Annotated in this window: 15 protein-coding genes; 6 read left to right on the forward strand and 9 right to left on the reverse strand. The window is 74.4% G+C overall.

Translation table 11 applies throughout. From position 1 onward, the window contains the following. Positions 1-12: 12 nt before the first annotated feature. Positions 13-876 (reverse strand): helix-turn-helix transcriptional regulator, encoded by an 864-nt coding sequence (locus ACQ614_RS07930; RefSeq protein ID WP_431677679.1) that lies wholly within the window; start codon positions 874-876, stop codon positions 13-15. Between the two features lie 174 nt (positions 877-1,050). On the opposite strand from ACQ614_RS07930, the gene ACQ614_RS07935 reads away from it, so the two are divergent. Both ACQ614_RS07935 and ACQ614_RS07940 read left to right on the forward strand, forming a co-directional pair. Then, positions 1,051-3,030 (forward strand): hypothetical protein, encoded by a 1,980-nt coding sequence (locus tag ACQ614_RS07935; RefSeq protein WP_431677680.1) that lies wholly within the window; start codon positions 1,051-1,053, stop codon positions 3,028-3,030. A gap of 358 nt (positions 3,031-3,388) precedes the next feature. Then, positions 3,389-5,641, forward strand: coding sequence for a glycosyl hydrolase family 18 protein (locus ACQ614_RS07940; RefSeq protein WP_431677681.1), 2,253 nt, complete (start codon positions 3,389-3,391; stop codon positions 5,639-5,641). An 18-nt stretch (positions 5,642-5,659) separates the two neighbouring features. Here the strand turns inward: ACQ614_RS07940 and ACQ614_RS07945 are convergent, their stop codons facing one another. The 7 genes from ACQ614_RS07945 to ACQ614_RS07975 all read right to left on the reverse strand — a co-directional run bounded on the left by ACQ614_RS07945 (position 5,660) and on the right by ACQ614_RS07975 (position 13,370). Then, on the reverse strand, positions 5,660-6,349 hold the full coding sequence (locus ACQ614_RS07945; RefSeq protein WP_431677682.1) for a spermidine synthase: 690 nt from the start codon (positions 6,347-6,349) through the stop codon (positions 5,660-5,662). Between the two features lie 51 nt (positions 6,350-6,400). Next, positions 6,401-7,477: a YeiH family protein gene (locus ACQ614_RS07950; protein WP_431677683.1), complete on the reverse strand. Its 1,077-nt coding sequence runs from the start codon at positions 7,475-7,477 to the stop codon at positions 6,401-6,403. Between the two features lie 5 nt (positions 7,478-7,482). After that, on the reverse strand, positions 7,483-8,055 hold the full coding sequence (locus ACQ614_RS07955) for a cysteine dioxygenase (RefSeq protein ID WP_431683855.1): 573 nt from the start codon (positions 8,053-8,055) through the stop codon (positions 7,483-7,485). Between the two features lie 270 nt (positions 8,056-8,325). Further along, positions 8,326-9,231, reverse strand: coding sequence for a LysR family transcriptional regulator (locus tag ACQ614_RS07960; RefSeq protein WP_431677684.1), 906 nt, complete (start codon positions 9,229-9,231; stop codon positions 8,326-8,328). A 123-nt stretch (positions 9,232-9,354) separates the two neighbouring features. Next, on the reverse strand, positions 9,355-9,615 hold the full coding sequence (locus tag ACQ614_RS07965) for a LapA family protein (protein WP_363493912.1): 261 nt from the start codon (positions 9,613-9,615) through the stop codon (positions 9,355-9,357). 111 nt (positions 9,616-9,726) lie between these two features. After that, positions 9,727-11,517, reverse strand: coding sequence for an ABC transporter ATP-binding protein (locus ACQ614_RS07970; protein ID WP_431677685.1), 1,791 nt, complete (start codon positions 11,515-11,517; stop codon positions 9,727-9,729). Further along, complete coding sequence (locus tag ACQ614_RS07975) at positions 11,496-13,370, reverse strand: ABC transporter transmembrane domain-containing protein (RefSeq protein ID WP_431677686.1); 1,875 nt, start codon at positions 13,368-13,370, stop codon at positions 11,496-11,498. Before ACQ614_RS07975 ends, ACQ614_RS07970 begins: the two co-directional genes overlap by 22 nt. Before the next feature lie 387 nt (positions 13,371-13,757). Here ACQ614_RS07975 and ACQ614_RS07980 point away from each other — a divergent pair, with 387 nt between their 5' ends. Further along, positions 13,758-14,612 carry an aldo/keto reductase gene (locus ACQ614_RS07980; RefSeq protein WP_431677687.1) on the forward strand — a complete coding sequence of 285 codons (855 nt, stop codon included), beginning with the start codon at positions 13,758-13,760 and terminating at the stop codon, positions 14,610-14,612. A 125-nt stretch (positions 14,613-14,737) separates the two neighbouring features. Here the strand turns inward: ACQ614_RS07980 and ACQ614_RS07985 are convergent, their stop codons facing one another. After that, positions 14,738-15,574, reverse strand: a complete 837-nt coding sequence (locus ACQ614_RS07985) for a MarR family winged helix-turn-helix transcriptional regulator (protein WP_431677688.1) — start codon at positions 15,572-15,574, stop codon at positions 14,738-14,740. Positions 15,575-16,076: 502 nt separating this feature from the next. Here ACQ614_RS07985 and fabG point away from each other — a divergent pair. From fabG to ACQ614_RS08000, 3 genes are all read left to right on the forward strand, one after another. After that, positions 16,077-16,844, forward strand: a complete 768-nt coding sequence (gene fabG, locus ACQ614_RS07990) for a 3-oxoacyl-ACP reductase FabG (protein ID WP_431677689.1) — start codon at positions 16,077-16,079, stop codon at positions 16,842-16,844. 215 nt (positions 16,845-17,059) lie between these two features. After that, positions 17,060-17,251 carry a hypothetical protein gene (locus tag ACQ614_RS07995; protein WP_030272071.1) on the forward strand — a complete coding sequence of 64 codons (192 nt, stop codon included), beginning with the start codon at positions 17,060-17,062 and terminating at the stop codon, positions 17,249-17,251. A 100-nt stretch (positions 17,252-17,351) separates the two neighbouring features. Continuing rightward, positions 17,352-18,104 (forward strand): phosphatase PAP2 family protein, encoded by a 753-nt coding sequence (locus ACQ614_RS08000; protein WP_431677690.1) that lies wholly within the window; start codon positions 17,352-17,354, stop codon positions 18,102-18,104. The last annotated feature ends 81 nt before the right edge of the window (positions 18,105-18,185 follow it).

Raw genomic sequence — 18,185 nt, forward strand, 5'->3', positions numbered from 1 at the left:
GAGCTGCGCCGCTTACGGGGTTGCCTGTTCGGCGGGGGCCGACCAGGCGAGGAGCATGTGCAGGGCGTCGTGGGAGGGGGTGCCCGGGTCGGCGGCGTAGGTGACGAGGGCCTGGTCCGGGTCGTCGGCCGTGCGCAGCGTCTCGTAGGCGAGTTCGAGGTCGCCGACCAGCGGGTGGTGGAACCGCTTGGTGCCCGAGGTCTTGTCCTGGACGGGGTGTTCGGCCCACCAGCGGCGGAAGTCCTGGCTCTTGACCGACAGTTCCCCGATCAGGCTCGCCAGCAGCGGGTCGTCGGGGCGCTGTCCGGCCTGCAGGTGCAGATAGGCGACGTTCTCGCGGGCGCAGGAGGTCCAGTCCGCGTACAGCGTGCGGGCCGCCGGGTCGAGGAAGGTGATCCGGGCGACGTTCCGCTCGGCCGGGTCGAGGAGGGAGTAGTCGCCGAGCAGGGCGCAGGCCGCCGCGTTCCACGCCAGGACGTCCATCCGGCGGCCCATGACGAAGGCGGGCACGTCGTGGAGTTCGTCGAGCAGCCGCTGCAGCATCGGCCGTACCTTCTGCGGGCGGGGCGGCTGCGGGCGGGCGGACCTGGCGGTGCGCCGCGGCCGGGCCAGCTGGTGCAGGTGCCGGGTCTCGTCCTCGGTGAGGCGCAGCGCGCGGGCCAGCGAGTCGAGCACCGCCTCCGAGGGGTTGGCGACCCGGCCCTGTTCCATCCGCGTGTAGTAGTCGACGCTGACGCCGGCGAGTTGGGCGAGCTCCTCGCGGCGCAGGCCGGCCACGCGGCGGGTGCCGCCGTACTCCGGCAGGGACACGTCCTGCGGGCGCAGACGGGCGCGGCGGCTGCGCAGGAAGTCGTTGAGACTGCTCGCTGTGCTCATGTCGGCCATTGTGACCCGCTGCGGGGATGCGCTGCCTGGCCCTGCCGGTACCAGGCAGCACACCTGTCGGCCGGTCAGGCGGGCGGCCGGTACGAATCGGGGCATCGCCGCCGCGTCGGCACGGTCTGATAGAAAGTGGACCGACTTTCCACCGAGAGCGAGGGGGCTCGGCGCATGACTCTGGACGGTTTCGCGGCAGCGGAGCGGATCGCCGCCACACTGGACGTGTTGGCCGAGGCGCTGCTGGACGAACGGGCCACTCACCACCCGGTGGAGTCGCTGACGGCGGTCCGCCGGGACGGCCACTCCTCCGCCGAAGAGCTCTTCGGCCTGCGGATCTCCCCGGGCGGGCCCGGTGTGCTGACGGTCCGTGGGCTCGGCACGGTGGTGGAGGCCGGCACTGCGCGCAGCGCCGGGTCCGCCGCCGGTGCGACCGCCGCGCTGGCTGCGCGGTACGGCGCCGGAGAGGTGTGCGGCGTCCCGGTCGACGGCACCTCGGGCGACGGCGGTGCGGCCCCGGCCGCCTTCCAGCTGCCCGTGCTGCCGGAGCCCGGCGACAGCAAGCTCCGCCCGCCGTTCACCGCCCCGCTCGCCGCGCTGGCCTCGGACCGGCCCACCCGCGGGCCGGAGGAGCTGTCCACCGGGTCCGGGGTGGAGGTGCGCCTGGTCGTGCCGACCGTGTTCCACCCGCTGACCGCGCGCGGCGGCGGTGCCGCGGTGGCCGAGCACCTCGCCGAGGTCGCCGAGGAGGTCTTCGCCGGCAGCCGTGCCGCGGAGCGCCGCACCTGGTCGGTGCTGGCCGCCTCGCTGGCCGACGAGGCCGCGGCGGCCGGGGTGGTCTTCGCCGGCCTGTGCGCGCTCGACGCCGGCGGTCGCACCAGCCACGCCTCGCTGACCGTCTCCTTCCACCCGCACAGCGGCCCGGCCGACGAACTCGCCGTCCGGCTGGCCGACGCCCGGCCGCACGCCGAGGTCTGGACGGTGCTGCTGCCGGCCGGTCCCGCGGCGCTGCTGGTGGAGCCGCGCACCTCGCCGGTGCCGGCGCCGGTGGCCGCCGACGGGCAGCGCCGCTGGGCGGTCAGCTCCGTGGTGGAGGCGGTGCTCCCGCTCCCGGACGGCGCCTCCGCGCTGGTGCTGCAGCTCGGCACCGTGCAGGCGGACGACTGGGAGCTGTACACGGCCGCCTTCGCCGACGTCCTGCAGAGTGTGCAGCTCGGCTGGGACGGCGTCATGGCCGCCCCGCCGCAGGCCGCCGCCCAGCAGGCCGCCCCCGCCGCAGCCCAGGCACCGGCACCCGCACCCGCACCCGCACCCGCACCCGCACCCGCACCCGAGCCTGTCGCACCGCCCGTCCCCGTGCCGACAGTGGCGCCCGAGGCGCCGACGCTGCCGCAGGCGTCCTTCGAGCCCGTGCCCGCCGCCCCGCCGGCACCGCCGATGCCCCCGGTGCCGCCGGTTGTCCCCGCGCCCGCCGAGCCGGCTCCGGTCCTGGCCTCCGCCTCGGCTCCGGAGGGGCCCAAGGGCACGCCGGTCCGGGTGCCGCCGCCGGACTTCAACCCCTTCGCCCCGCCCGCACCGTCGAACGCGGCCGCCACGGCGGAGGCCGAGGAGGCACCCGCGGGCTCCGGCAAGGGCACCCCCGTCCGGGTGCCGCCGCCGGACTTCAACCCCTTCGCCCCGCCCGCACCGTCGAACGCGGCCCCGGCCGCCGCGCCCGCTCCGGTGGCCGCGCCGGTCGCCGCTGCGCCGGCTGCGGCTACGGCCGACCCGTTCGGCACGGTGGTGACGAACGAGCCGCAGGACCCGTTCGGCACGGTCACCTCGGCGCCGGCCGCCGCTCCGGCGGCCGTTGCGGCCCCTGCTCCGGCAGCGCCTGTCGCTCCCCCGGCCGACGAGGCCCCGGCGGGCTCCGGCAAGGGCACCCCCGTCCGCGTCCCCCCGCCGGACTTCAACCCCTTCGCCCCGCCCGCACCGTCGAACGCGGCCGCCACGGCGGAGGCCGAGGAGGCACCCGCGGGCTCCGGCAAGGGCACGCCGGTCCGCGTGCCGCCGCCGGACTTCAACCCCTTCGCCCCGCCCGCACCGTCGAACGCGGCCCCGGCCGCCGCGCCGCCGGCCCCGGAGGAGCCTCCGGCGTACAACCCGTTCGGCTGACGCACGGGAGTACCCCGCAGGGGCGCGGAGAACTGCGCGGATGCGGCCGGCCTCGACAGTCGAGGTGAGCCGCCTCCCGACTGCGCAGTTCCCGCGCCCCTTGTGGTGTCCGCACCTTCCTGTCATCGGAATGACGGATCGTCACCGCCCGGGTACGCCCGGGATGGTCCAGACCTATTGCCAGTGGCGGCCGCGGTCCCTAACCTCCTGGACAGGACCTCCGCGGCAACCCGACGGCCCGGGGACCCGGCTCCGCCGCGCCCTCGCGACCGGAGCCCTGCACCTGCACCGCCCCCACAGGTAGCGGAGCCCCGGGCCGTACGCGGTCCGGCGTGCTCCCGGACAGGAGCTCTCACCCATGCGCAGACGTCGGTTCCGCCTTCCCCTGCTCGCCGCGGGGACCCTGCTCGCCCCGTTCCTCGCGGTGGCCCTTCCGGCCACCACGGCGCACGCCGCCTCCGCCACCGCCACCTTCACCAAGGACCAGGACTGGGGCAGCGGTTACGGCGGCAGCTACACCATCGCCAACGGCACCGCGAACGCCATCAACGGCTGGACCCTCGAGTTCGACCTGCCGGCCAACAACTCGGTGGCCTCGCTGTGGAACGCGAGCTACACGGTGGCGTCCTCGCACGTCACCGTGAAGAACCCGAGCTGGCAGCCGACCATCCCGGCCGGCGGCTCGTACAACTTCGGCTTCAACATCGCCTATTCGGGTGCGTACGCGCCGCTCGCCAACTGCAAGCTGAACGGCGCCCCGTGCGGCGGCGGGGGCGTCGACACCGCGCCGCCGTCCGCCCCCGGCAACCTGACCGGGACGCTGAGCGGCAGCAACGGCGCGGCGCTGTCCTGGACGGCCTCCACCGACAACGTCGGGGTGGCCGGCTACGACGTCCTGGAGGGCACCACCAAGCGGGCCACCGTGACGGGCACCTCGGCCACGGTCACCGGGCTGTCGGCGGGCGCGCACAGCTTCATCGTGGTCGCCTTCGACGCGGCGGGCAACCGTTCCAACCCGGCCGGGCCGGTCACCGTGACCGTCCCGAACACCACCGACCCGCAGCCGCCGACCGTCCCCGGTACGCCGACGGTCACCGGCACCACGTCCAGCTCGGTGTCGCTCACCTGGGCCGCCTCCACCGACAACGTCGGCGTGGTCGCCTACGACGTCTACAACGGCGGGACGATCGCCGCGACCGTCACCGGCACCTCGGCCACCGTCGGCGGCCTGGCCGCGGACACCTCGTACACCTTCACCGTGAAGGCCCGGGACGCGGCGGGCAACGCCTCGGCCGCCTCCGGCCCGGTCACCGCCCGCACCCAGATCGGCGGCGGGGGCGGCGGCAACCTGAAGATCGGCTACTTCACCCAGTGGTCGATCTACTCCCGCGGCTACAGCGTCAAGCAGTTGGAGACCTCGGGCACCGCCGGGAAGCTCACCACGCTCAACTACGCCTTCGCCAACATCCACCCGACCACCAAGCAGTGCTTCATCACCAACAAGGCCGCCGGCAACGACTCCGACCCGAACGCGGGCGACGGCGCCGGTGACGCCTGGGCCGACTTCGGCAAGGGCTGGGACGCGGGCAACTCGGTGGCCGGCACCACCGACACCTGGGACCAGCCGCTGGCCGGCAACTTCAACCAGCTCAAGCAGCTGAAGGCCAAGCACCCCAACCTGAAGATCCAGATCTCCCTCGGCGGCTGGTCGTACAGCAAGTGGTTCTCCGACGCGGCCGCCACCGACGCCTCCCGCAAGGCGCTGGTGAGCTCCTGCATCGACATGTACATCAAGGGCAACCTGCCGGTGATCGACGGCCGCGGCGGCGCGGGCTCGGCGGCGGGCATCTTCGACGGCATCGACCTCGACTGGGAGTGGCCGAACTCGGAGGGCCACCTCGGCAACATCTACAAGCCCGCCGACAAGGCCAACTACACCCTGCTGGCACAGGAGTTCCGTCGCCAGCTGGACGCGCTCGGCACCACCACCGGCAAGCACTACACGCTGAGCGCCTTCCTGCCGGCCGACCCGGCGAAGATCTCCGCGGGCATCGACATCCCGGGCCTGTTCGGAGCGTTCGACTTCGCCACCATCCAGGGCTACGACTACCACGGCGCCTGGGAGACCACCACCAACCAGCAGTCGGCGCTCAAGCTGCCGGCCGGCGACCCGAGCCCCGCCAACCAGCGGTTCAGCTCCGAGATCGCCATCAACGCGTACGTCACGGGCGGGGCGCCGAAGAGCAAGCTGACCCTCGGCATCCCGTTCTACGGACGCGGCTGGCAGGGCGTGCCGCGCGGCACCACCAACGGCCTGTTCCAGACCTCGAGCGGCGCCGCCCCCGGCACCTACGAGGCCGGCTACGAGGACTACCACAAGCTCAAGGACATGGCCACGAGCGGCGGTTACACGATCTACCGGGACCCGGCGGCGGGCTTCGCCTACATCTACAACGGGAACGTCCTCTACACCTACGACGACCCGACGGAGATCGCCCGCAAGACCGCCTGGATCAAGGCGCAGGGGCTGGCGGGGGCCATGATCTGGTCCTTCGACGGCGACACCGCGAACGGTGAGCTCATGACCGCGGTGGACAACGGCCTGAAGTAGCCCGCGCAGGGGCGCACTTCACGCGCGGCGTGCCAGATGCACCACGTCCGGCACGCCGCGCGCCACCGCGATCTCGAGGGTGTGCACATCCTCGAACCCGGCCTCGCGCAGGGCCTGTTCGAAGGCGGCGGAGGGCTGCGCACTCCACACCGCCAGCACGCCGCCGGAGTTGAGCCGGCGGTGTGCTGCCGCGAGGCCCGCCGGGCCGTAGAGGCCGTCGTTGGCCTCGTCGACCGTCCAGTCCGGCCCGTTGTCGATGTCGAGGCAGAGTGCGTCGTACGCCGGACCGGGCCCGGCCAGGTGCGCCACCAGGTCGGTGTGCAGCACGGTCACCCGGGGATCGGCCAGCGCCCCGGCCGAGATCGCGCCGAGCGGGCCGGTGCGGTGCCAGTCGATCACCGCCTCCTCGCGCTCGGCCACCGCAACGGCACCCCAGCGCGGCTCGGCCGCCGCGTACGCCAGGGAGAACCCGACGCCGAGGCCGCCGATCAGCACCGACGGCCGCGGAGCGGCCAGCAGGTCGAGCGCGGCCTGCACGAGGAGCCGCTCGGAGCGGCCATCCGCGGTGTCCATCAGGAAGCAGCCGTTGGCGATGATCTCCAGGTGCTCGCCGCGGCGGCGCAGCACCACCTCGCCGTGGGGGCCGTCCCGGCGGTCCAGCGTCACGGCGGCGGATGCGGCGCCGTCCCTGACGGGCGGTCGGTTCATCGCTGGCACCTTCGCGGGTCGATCAGGTCGGACGCGATCGACTGTATCCGCTCACCGCGTCAGCAGGACACCGATATAGGACACCCCTGCCACCACCGCCCAGGAACCGAGCCCGAGCAGGGCGATCCGGCCCCCGGTGCGTGCCAGCGAGGGCAGGTCGACGGCGCTGCCGAGGCCGAACAGGGCTGCCGCAAGCAGGAGTTCGCGGCCGTCCTGGGCGAGGTCGAGGGCGTGCTGCGGCAGCAGGCCGGTGGAGCGCAGCCCGACCGCCAGCAGGAAGCCCAGCACGAACAGCGGCACCGGCACCGGGCGGCGGGCGGCGCCGGTGCCCGCCGCGGCAGAGGCAGCCGCCCGCCCGTCCGCCCGGCCCGGCCGGACCCGGCGGGCGAGCGTGAACGCCACTCCGGCGACCAGCGGCGCGAGGAGCAGCACCCGCATGAGCTTGACCACCACCGCCTCGCGCAGCGCCACCGGCCCCGCGGTCTGGGCGGTGGCGACCACCTGCCCGACATCGTGCACGCTCGCCCCGATCCAGCGGCCGAAGCCGGGCGCGTCCAGCCCGAGCGGGTGGTGGAGCAGGGGCAGGACGGCGATGGCGAGGGTGCCACAGAGAGTGACCAGGGCGACCGAGGCGGCGACGTCCTCCTCGTCGCTGCCGGCGGTCTCGGCGACCGCGCCGATGGCGGAGGCGCCGCAGATCGAGTAGCCGGTGGCGACCAGCAGGGGCTGGTCCCCGGGGAGGCCGAGGCGCCGGCCGAGCCACAGCGTCCCGGCGAAGGTGGCGGCGACCACGGCGAGCACCATGGCGACGGTCGCCCAGCCGAGTCCGAGCAGGTCGTCGAGGCCGAGGGCGAGGCCGAGCAGCACGATGCCGGCCCGCATCAGACGGCGGCCGGCCAGCGACAGCCCCGGGCGGGCGGGGCCGCGGACGACCGGGCGCAGCCCGGGCAGGTGGGCGGCGGCCACGCCGAGCACGACGGCGGCGGTCAGCCGCGGGACGGCGGGCAGGGCAGCATGGACGCCCCAGGCGGCGGCGGTGCCGAGGCAGGCGAGGAGCAGGCCGGGGCCGGTGCGGGGCAGCAGCGGCGGGGCGGCCGGGCGGGCCGGGAGGCGCAGGCCGAGAGCCATCGGGCTCACACCCCGTCGGCGGACGGGCGCGGGTCGACGCAGGATCCGTCGGCGGCGGAGGGCCGCGGGTCGGCGGGCAGCCGGTAGATGCGCCGGATGTTGGTGGTGAGGCGGGCGATGTCGGCGCCGTAGACGTGGACGGAGAGTGCGGTGCCGGGGCCGGGGTTGCGGACGAGGTGGATGTCGCCGGGCGGGGCGAAGGCGGCGACCGTGCCCTGCGGGTTGACGGTCTCCTCGGTGAACTCCAGGCGTGCGGTCGGGCCGTCCGGGACGAGCCGGTAGCGCAGTTCGCTCTCCGTGCCGCGGTGGACGCCGGCCACGCACCAGGCGACGTGGTCGTGGATCGGGGTCTGCTGGCCGGGGAGCCAGACCAGGGCGACGACGGAGAAGGAGCCGTCCTCCTCGGCGTGCACCAGGTGCTGGCGGTAGCGGGACGGGTCGCCCTGCTGCTGTTCGGCGGTGAGCAGGTCGTCGGGGCCGAGGTGCGGGGCGAGGCACTCGCCGACCAGGCGGGCGGTCTCGTCGGGGTGCAGACCGCGGCGGACGACGGCCCGGAGCTCGTCGATCAGCCGCTGCATCCGGGGTGTGCTGCGGCCTTCGGACGCCGTCCGGGCCGTGGGAAGGGCGGGAACGGCGGGCGGTGGCACAGGTGCGGGAACGGCGGTCCGGGCGGAGGCGGGCGGCGCCGTGGCGGCCGCGGTGGCGGCGGGGACGGCGGCGGGGACGGCGGCTTGGTTCGCGGCGGTGGCCATGGAAGCAGCGTCGGACGCGCCATCCATCACGTCCAACGACAGTTCTTTGCGGTCTCCCCAACTCCCGCTTATGGATGCGGGACGCGGGCAGTGCCGTCAGCAGCCGGAACGGGCCGCGGCAGCCCTCTGCAGCTCGGCCAGCACGAGCGCGGTGGCCGGCACCCGCAGGTGCTCGCGGAGCACGTAGGCGAGGACCCGGCGGCGCTGGTGCGGCTCCACCACGCGTCCGGTGACCTTGGCGTGGCACAGGAAGGACAGCACCAGCGCGGGCATCAGCGCAATACCGACGCCGGCGGCGACCAGGCTCTGCACGGCGAGGTTGTCGTCGGTGGTGAAGACGATGTCCGGGGTCCAGCCCTCCTCGGCGCAGATGTGCAGCAGGTTCGCCCGGCAGCGCGGACAGCCCGCGATCCACCGCTCGCCAGCGAGGTCGGCGAGCCGGACTCCGTGCCGGCGGGCCAGCGGGTGGCCGACCGGGAGCAGGACGGTGAGCTGGTCCTCCAGCAGCGGTGTCTCCACCAGCTCGGGCGGGACCTCCACCGGCAGGCCCGGGTACTGGAAGGCCAGGGCGATGTCGCACTCGCCGCGCAGCAGCCGGTCCACGGACTCCGGCGGCTCGGCCTCCAGGAGTTCCACCCGGATTCCGGGGTGGTCGGTGAGCAGGCGGGCCATGGCCTGCGGGATGAGGGTCGCATTGGCGCTCGGGAAGGCGCACACCCGGACGCGGCCGGCGCGCAGCCGGGCGAGTGCGCCGAGCTGCTGCTGCGCGGAGTCGAGGCTGTCGAGGATCGTCTCCGCGTGCCGGGCGAGCGCCTCGCCCGCCTCGGTCAGCCGCAGGCCCCGTCCAGCCCGGGTGAACAGCGGCACGCCGACCGACCGCTCCAGGGCCTTCATCTGCTGGGTGATCGCCGGCTGCGTGTAGCCGAGCTCGCGGGCCGCCGCCGAGTACGAGCCGGAGGTGACCACCTGGTGGAACGTCCTGATGTGCCGTGAATCGAACACCAACGAATCATAAGCGGACGTTGGGGACGGATTCGACGGTGCGTCAGCTCGTGGTCACCGTACGCGCTCCATGCCGGCCCGCGCGCCGGGGCCGACCCCGGCCACGGGTCGGCCAGGGGCTCGTCACCTGTCGTTGCGGCCCCGGAGCAGCCAGCCGATCGCACCGCCGGCCAGCAGGGTGGCCAGCAGGGCGATCCACAGCGGCGCGGTCACGCTGAACACCCAGAACTGGATCTTCACGTCGTCCAGGTTGGCGAAGAGGAACCAGATCGCCAGCACCGCCACCACCGCGATGGCGATCACCCTGGTCGACACGCCCGCGATCTCGCCCCGCGGGCGCCGGCCGGACGACCCGCCCGAGGTACCACCGGAAGTCTTGGTCACACCATCAGTCTGCTCCGTTCGATCCGTTCTGTGGAGGTTTGCCGGTATCGCGCCGCCCGGTGCGACCCGGGCGGCGCAATGTCCGGCAGGCTCCGGCAGCGGCCGCCGGCGTCAGCGTTCGTCGCGCCAGGACCGCCAGAGCGCGGCGTACGGGCCGCCGGCCGCCACCAGTTCGCGGTGGCTGCCGTACTCGCTGATCCGCCCCTGCTCGACCACCGCGATCACGTCGGCATCGTGCGCGGTGTGCAGCCGGTGGGCGATGGCGATCACGGTGCGCCCCTCCAGCACCCGGGAGAGCGAGCGCTCCAGGTGACGGGCGGCGCGCGGGTCGAGCAGCGAGGTCGCCTCGTCCAGCACCAGGGTGTGCGGGTCCGCAAGGACGAGCCGGGCGAGCGCCAGCTGCTGGGCCTGGGCCGGGGTGAGGGCGGTGCCGCCCGAGCCGACCTCGGTGTCCAGCCCCTCGGGCAGGGCGTCCGCCCACTCCTCGGCGTCGACCGCGGCGAGCGCTGCCCGCAGCTCCGTGTCGTCCGCCTCCGGCCGGGCCAGCCGGAGGTTGTCCCGGAGGGTGCCGACGAACACGTGGTGCTCCTGGTTGACCAGGGCGACCTCGGAGCGGACCCGCTCGGCGGGCATCGCCGCCAGTGCGGCGCCGCCGAGGGTGACCGAGCCGCGGCCCGGGGAGTAGATGCCGGCGAGCAGTCGGCCGAGCGTGGACTTGCCCGCGCCGGACGGCCCGACCAGGGCCACCCGGCTGCCGGGTGCGACGTCCAGGCTGATGCCGTGCAGCACGTCGGCGCCCTCGCGATAGCCGAAGCGCACCTGCTCGGCCTGCACCCGCCGCCCGTCCGGAAGGAGGGTGTCGTCGGTGTCCGGGTCGGGCACCTCGCGGACCCCGACCAGCCGGGCCAGCGAGGCCTGCCCGATCTGCAGCTCGTCGTACCAGCGCAGGATCAGGTCCACCGGGTGCACCAGGGCCTGGGCGTACAGCACGCCGGCGGTCAGCTGCCCCACGCCGATCCAGCCCTGCACGGTGAACACCCCGCCCAGGGTGAGCGTGCCGAGCACGGCCAGCGCGTAGGTCGCGTCCACGGTCGGGAACCAGACCGAGCGCAGCCACAGCGTGTACCGCTCCCAGGCGACCCACTCGCCGATCTTGCGGTCGGTCAGCCGGACGCGCCGGTCACCGAGGCGCAGCGTCTCCACGGTGCGGCCCGCGTCGACCGTCTCGGCGAGCACGGTGTTGACCGCCGCGTACCCTGCCGACTCGGCCCGGTAGGACTGCGGTGCGCGCCGGAAGTACCAGCGGGAGCTGGCGAGCAGCAGCGGCAGGCCGATCAGTGCGGTGGCGGCGAGCAGCGGCGAGGTGAGCACCAGTGCGCCGAGCACCAGCACCACGGAGACCACCGCGACGGCGAGCTCGGGCACCGCCTCGCGGACGGACTTGGCGAGCCGGTCGATGTCGGTGGTGCCGCGGGAGACCAGGTCTCCGGTGCCGGCGCGCTCCAGCACGCCGGGCGGCAGGGCGACCGAGCGGACCAGGAAGTCCTCGCGGAGGTCGGCGAGGACCTCCTCGCCGAGGACGCCGCCGCGCAGCCGGGACAGCCCCATGAACACGGACTGGACGAGCAGTGCGGCGAGGTACCAGCCGACGGCGGCGAGGATGCGGCCCTCGGTGGTGCCGGTGGAGAGGGACTCCACCAGTGAACCGAGCACCCAGGGGCCGACCAGGCCGGCCAGGGTGGCGACCGAGTGCAGCACGACGACGGCGGCGAACCCGCCGCGGTGGCGCCGGGCGAGCAGGCGGACGTAGGCGCGGACGGTGGCCGGGCCGGCCACCGGGAGCATGGTGGCGGGCCCCTGCTCCTGGACGGTGGGGGGCTTCAGCCCTCGAGGGAGCCGCATGCCGCCTCCTTCGGGGTGTCGTCGTGCGGGGTGTCGTTCTGCGGGGTGTCGCTCTGCGGCGCGCTCGCGGCACGGGCGGGCGCCGGGGCGGACCCGGCGGCGTCCTCGTCGCGGGTCACCACGGCGCGGTACTGCGGGTGGTCGGCCAGCAGCCCGCGGTGGGTGCCCACGGCGGCGACCCGCCCGTCCTGGACGAGGACGACGGCGTCGGCCTGGTCCAGCAGCAGGGGGCTGGTGGCGAAGACCACCGTGGTGCGGCTGTCGCGCACCTTGCGCAGCCCGGCCGCGATCCGCGACTCGGTGTGGGCGTCGACCGCGCTGGTGGGCTCGTCCATGACCAGCACCGGCGGGTCGGCGACCAGCGAGCGGGCCAGGGCGAGGCGCTGGCGCTGCCCGCCGGAGAGCGAGCGGCCCCGCTCGGTGATCCGGGCGGCCATCGGGTCTCCCCCGCATTCGGGCGAGCCGTCGACCAGGGCGTCCAGCACGTCCTCGGCGCGGGCGGCGGCGAGCGCGTCGGCGACGTCGACCCGGCCGGCGCCGGGCACGTCGAGCAGTTCGGCGAGGGTGCCGGAGAGCAGCACCGGCTCCTTGTCGTGGACGAGCACGGCGGCCCGGACGTCGGCGAGCGGCGCGCCGTCCAGCGGGATGCCGCCGAGCCGCACCGAGGGCTGCGGCTGCTCGTCCTCGGCGAGCGGGACGTGCCCGCCGAGCCGGGCGGCGAGCTCGCCGGCGAAGTCCGGGTCGCCGCAGACCACGGCGGTGAGCCGGCCGGCCCGGGCGGTGAGCCCGGTGACCGGGTCGTGCAGGTCGCCCCGCTCGGGGCGGCCGAGGCTCTCGGTGAACTCCGCGCCGGGCGCGGTGCGGCTGAGCGCGAGGACGCGGGCCGCGCGGCCGGCCGAGACCCGGGCGACCGACCAGGCGTGCGCGGCCTCGCCGAGGATGCGCAGCGGTGCGGCGAGGAAGGCCGTCGCTCCGTAGACGGCGACCAGCTCGCCGATGCCGAGGCGGCCGGTCGCGGCGAGGTGGGCGCCGTACCAGGTGACGCCGACGACGAAGAGGCCGGGCAGCAGGACCTGCTGGGCCTGCATCAGCGACCAGGTGCGGGCGGCGCGGACGGCGGCCCGGCGGACCTTCTGCGAGGCGGTGCGGTACCGCTCGAGGAACAGTTCCTCGCCGCCGATGCCGCGCAGCACCCGCAGGCCGGCCACGGTGTCGGCGGCGAGCTCGGTGGCCTTCCCGCCGAGTGCGCGCTGCTCGGAGTAGCGCCGTTCGAACGGGCCGAGCAGCGGCCAGACGGCGACGGCGAGGACGGGCACGCCGAGCAGGACGGCGGCGCCGAGCAGCGGCTCGCGGACGAGCACCACCAGGCTGACCCCGAGCCAGACGAGGACGGCGGCGCGGACGCGGGCCATCAGCTCCACGTACCAGCCCATCTTCTCGACGTCGCCGCTGCTGACGGCGACGACCTCGCCGGTGGCGATCCGGCGGGAGAGGCCGGCGCCGAGACCGGAGGCCCGGCGGGCGACGAGCTGGCGGATCTGCGCCGCGCAGGTGATCCAGTTCCACACGGCCTGGCGGTGCAGCAGCACGGTGCCGGTGGCCTGGAGGACGGCGAGCAGGACGGCGAGGCCGCCGGCCCGCCAGATGCCGGCGGTGTCACCGTCGACGGCGGACTGGATGCCGAGGCCGAGGGCGAGCGGCAGGGCCGCCTGGCAGCCCATTTCGAGGACGCCCCAGCAGGTGGCGAGCACCTGGCCGCGCCGCTGGGCGCGGGAGAGCCAGCGCAGCAGGCCCAGCGGGGAGGAGAGGTCGGGACTGCCGGGGTCATCCAGCGGCAGGTGTACGAGCGGCATGACGCTCCGTTACGGGGGTGGTACGGGCAGGTCGGGGCGCGCGGGCCCGGGTCGCGGGCACGGCGGCATGGCCCGGCGCATGGTGCTGCCTGGGCTGCGGGGTGCGGTGGCGGGGGCGGGGGCGGCCGGCCCGGTCGGGGGAGGCGGGGCGCCGCAAGGGGTTCAGGACGTCATGGTCACCGAGCGTGCCCGCCCGGCTGCGGGCCGCGCAACAGGTTTTCCGTCCGCACCGCCCGGTTCCGGCCAGGGCGGCGGGAAGCTCACCGGTTCGAGGGGCGCGAAGCTCACCGGTTCGAGGGAATGTGCGACCGCCGGGGAATGTTCTCCTCCGGCCGCCGGTTGGTTGATTCCGGAAGTATTTGGACGACCAGGAGGGCACCCCTTCCCGTGAGCTCTATCCCCACCGTCACGCTCAACAACGGCGCGGTGATCCCGCAGCTCGGTTACGGCGTCTGGCAGGTTCCGGACGCGGAGGCCGTGCCCGCGGTCGGCGCCGCGATCGAGGCGGGCTACCGCTCGATCGACACCGCCGCCGTGTACGAGAACGAGACCGGCACCGGTGTGGCGATCGCCAAGTCCGGCGTCCCGCGCGAGGAGCTGTTCGTCACCACCAAGCTGTGGAACTCCGGCACCGCGGACTGGTCCGGGCCGCAGGGCCGGGACGCAGTGCTGCGCGCCTTCGACGAGTCGCTCGCCAAGCTCGGGCTGGACTACGTCGACCTCTACCTGATCCACTGGCCGCGCCCGATGCACGGCAGCTTCGGCAACATCTGGAAGGCCTTCGAGCAGCTGGCGGCGGACGGCCGCGCCAAGTCGGTCGGCGTCTCCAACTTCGGCCCGCAGCAGCTGGAGGTGCTGCTGCAGGAGAGCTCGGTGGTGCCGGTGCTCAACCAGGTCGAGCTGCACCCCTACTTCCCGCAGCAGGAGCTGCGCGCCTTCCACGCGCAGCACGGCATCGCCACCGAGGCGTGGAGCCCGCTGGGCCAGGGCAAGTCGCTGCTCGGCGAGCCGGCGCTGGCGGCGGTCGCGGCCAAGCACGGCCGCACCCCGGCCCAGGTGGTGCTGCGCTGGCACCTGCAGAGCGGGATCATCGCGATCCCGAAGTCGGTCACCCCGGCGCGCATCAAGGAGAACCTCGACGTGGCCGGCTTCGAGCTGGACGCGGAGGACATGGCTGCGATCGCCACGATCGACACCGGCAGCCGGATCGGTCCGGACCCGCAGGGCTTCGACTGGAACTGAGCCGGGCACGGCAGCCGGCCGGGAGGGCCGGCTGCGACACCCGGGTACGACCGAGGGCCGTCACTCCGCACAGGTGACGGCCCTCGGGGCGGCTGCCCGGCCAGGGCCGTGCAGCTGCCGAATCGTTACAGCCCGGCGTCGAGGCGGGCGGTCTTGCCGAGCAGAGCCAGCGCCGGCTCGTGCTCGTGCGGTTCCAGCGGGGCGAGGAGCAGTTCCTGCACCTCGCGCACCCCGGCTGCCGAACGGTGCAGCAGCTCCTGCCCGGCGGGCGAGAGCGACAGCAGGTTGCGGCGGCCGTCCGAGGGGTCGCGGCGCCGGAGCACCAGGCCGCGCCGGACGAGCCGGCTGACCATCTCGGCCATCGTCGCCTTGTCGAGCGAGGCGAGCTCGCCGACCGTGCGCTGGTCCGCACCCGGCTCGGCCTCCAGCGCTTCCAGCACCGCATACTGGGGCGCGGTCAGCTCGGCGCCGACCTTCTCGGACCAGAGCTTGGTGTGCACCTGCTGGGCCACCCGGATGAGGTAGCCGATCGCCCGCTGGGCGTCGAGCAGCGGGCGGGCGTCGGTCAGTGCGGCGACCGCGGCCGGTTCGAGGCGGGCTATCTTGGCCATGACCCGGACGATCTCGATCTGCTCGTCGGGTGTGAGCGGCTCGAAGAGCGTCCGCTGCACGCGGACGACTCCGCCGGTGGCCTCGCGGACCGCCTGGGCGCCGTTCTGAGACAGGGCCAGCAGCTTGCGCCGGCCGTCGGCCGGATCGCGGCGGCGCAGCACCAGGCCGCGCCGGACGAGACGGGCGACCATCTCGGCCATCGTCGCCTTGTCCAGCGAGGCCCGTTCGCCGACGGTGCGCTGATCGGCACCGGGCTCGAGGGCGAGCGCGAGGAGTACGGCGAACTGCGGAGCCGTCAGATCGGCTCCGACGTGCTCGGACCACAAGCGGGTGTGCACCTGCTGGGCCACGCGGATGAGGTGTCCAGGCGACTGCTGCAGTCGACCGGCCACTCGGGTTGTCGGGATCTCCCCCAGCACCATGAAATCCGTCCCGGTGTCACGCTCGGTGTGTGTGGGACACCCGAGCGGGGCAGTAACGGCGAGTAAGCGTCCCGCTGTGTGGGAGGGCGCGTCAGCCGTGCAGCCGGTGGCTGCTGGCGCACACTATACAAACGGTCGAGCCGCCCTGGCAGGCAGGGGCTGATAGTAGTCGCATGTTCGGCAAAGTTGGCATATTTCCGCCACCTGTCGGGCCCACGACAGGCTGGGTTTCCCCCGTCCGGCCGCGGCCCGTCCTCACCCTCCGTCACCTGCGGCTCTGCACCCTGGCCCGCGAGACTACCCGCCGGTAGGGTGTGCGCGCAGCGCGCTGTGTACCACCTTTCGCCCCGGGCTCGCCCTGCCGGGGCACGCGGGTCGGCCGCCGCCTCGGTGCCGGCCCGCCCCACCACCGAGAGAGACGAGTACGAGCATGACCGAGCAGTCCACCTCCACCCGGGTCGCGGTCGTCACCGGCGGGGCCCGCGGCATCGGCGCCGCCACCGCGCTCCGGCTGGCGGCCGACGGCTACGCCGTCGCCGTGGTCGACCTGGAGGAGTCCGCGGGCAAGCAGACCGTGGACGCGATCGTCGCCGCGGGCGGCCGGGCGCTCGCCGTCGGCGCCGACGTCTCGAACGCCGAGCAGGTGCAGGCCGCCGTCGACCGGATCGCGGCCGAACTCGGCGCTCCCGTGGTGCTGGTGAACAACGCCGGCGTGCTGCGCGACAACCTGCTCTTCAAGATGTCCGAGTCCGACTGGGACACCGTCATGAACGTGCACCTCAAGGGTGCGTTCCTGATGACCCGTGCGGTGCAGAAGCACATGGTGGACGCCGGTTTCGGACGGATCGTCAACCTCTCCTCCTCCTCGGCGCAGGGCAACCGCGGCCAGGCCAACTACTCCTCCGCCAAGGCCGGCCTGCAGGGCTTCACCAAGACCCTGGCGATCGAGCTCGGCAAGTTCGGCATTACGGCCAACGCGGTCGCCCCCGGCTTCATCGCCACCGACATGACCGCGGCCACCGCCGCCCGGGTCGGCATGGAGTTCGAGGCGTTCAAGCAGGCCGCCGCCACCCAGATCCCGGTGAACCGGGTCGGCACCCCCGAGGACGTCGCCAACACCATCTCCTTCCTGGCGAGCGAGGGCGCGGGCTTCGTCTCCGGCCAGGTCGTGTACGTGGCCGGCGGCCCGCTCGACTGACCCCTTTCACCGCCGCCGGGGCGCGCAGCCCCGGCGGCCGGAACGGCCCGGGAACTGCACCGATGACCGGCGGGTCAGAGCGTCGCAGTGCGCACAGGCCCCCGGATGGTCCACACTCGGTAGCAGACGTCCGCTGCCCCGACGGGGTCGCGGAGCCGGAGCCGCCCGCGCCGCTTCGACGGCACGGCCGACATTCGTACCACCCGGAGGCCTCCATGTCCGAGTCCACTGACAGCCGATCGATGCCCACCCCGGACCACCTGCTGCACACCGGCGCCGAACACCCCGTCGACCCCGAGGACCTGGTGATGGCCTCCGGCCGCACCCCGACCCCGGAACTGATCGAGAAGGCGCGGCAGGACCTCCAGAAGTACGGACGGGTCGCCGTGGAGCGACTGCTCCCCTGATCAACGCCCGAGCCGGCCCCGGGAGGCCCCGCATCCGCGGGGCCTCTCCCCGTTCCGCCCCCTGCCCGTCCCCCGATCGGCGGACGGGTAGGGTCAGGGGGTGCAAGCCTCGATCCGACCCTCCCTCGACCTGCAGTCCGTGCCCCTGCCGCCGGAGGCCCCCGTCCGGGCGCGGATCGGTCGCGGACGTGTCCTCCTGATCGCCGCGACCGCGCTGGTGTACGCCGCCGTCGTGGCCGGAGTGCTTGCGGACACCGCCCTGGTCCGGCTGGACTGGTGGCTGGAGCTGCTCAAGCCGTACAAGCGGTGGCCGGAGGTGCGGCCGCTGCTCGACGTGTGGATCGTGGCGGGCCAGCGCGGGCCTTCGGCGATCGCGGCCTGCCTCTGGCTGGGCTGGCGCTCGTACCGGACGCGGACGGTGCGGCCGCTGCTGGTGATGGGGGCGGCGCTGCTGCTGCTCAACATCACGGTCGGCGGCGTGAAGATCCTGACCGGCCGGCTCGGCCCGCACTACGCGCACTTCATCGACTCCCCCGAGCTGTTCGCCGGAGGCACGATCTTCCCCTCCGGGCACACCGCCAACGCGGTGGTGACCTGGGGCGTGCTGGCCTACCTGGCGGTGCGGTGGCGGCGGATGGGAGCACTGCTCGCCGGCCTGACGGCGGCGTCGATCGGCCTCACCACCGTGTACCTCGGCACCCACTGGATCTCGGACGTGGTCGCCGGCTGGACGGCCGGCCTGCTGGTACTGCTGGCCCTGCCGCTCGCCGAACCCCTGGTCGAGGCGGCCAACCGGTGGGTCACCGCGCTCTACCACGGCCCGACCCGCAAGAACGGGCCCACCGGGCGCTGACGCACCCGGGAACTGTCTTCGGAGGGCACTCGGGCGGTCGATTCAGGCACTCCCACGCGCCCCTTGTGGAGCACCCGTTTC

The organism is Kitasatospora dryopteridis (genome assembly GCF_050749075.1).
In the GTDB taxonomy this organism is placed as follows: domain Bacteria; phylum Actinomycetota; class Actinomycetes; order Streptomycetales; family Streptomycetaceae; genus Kitasatospora.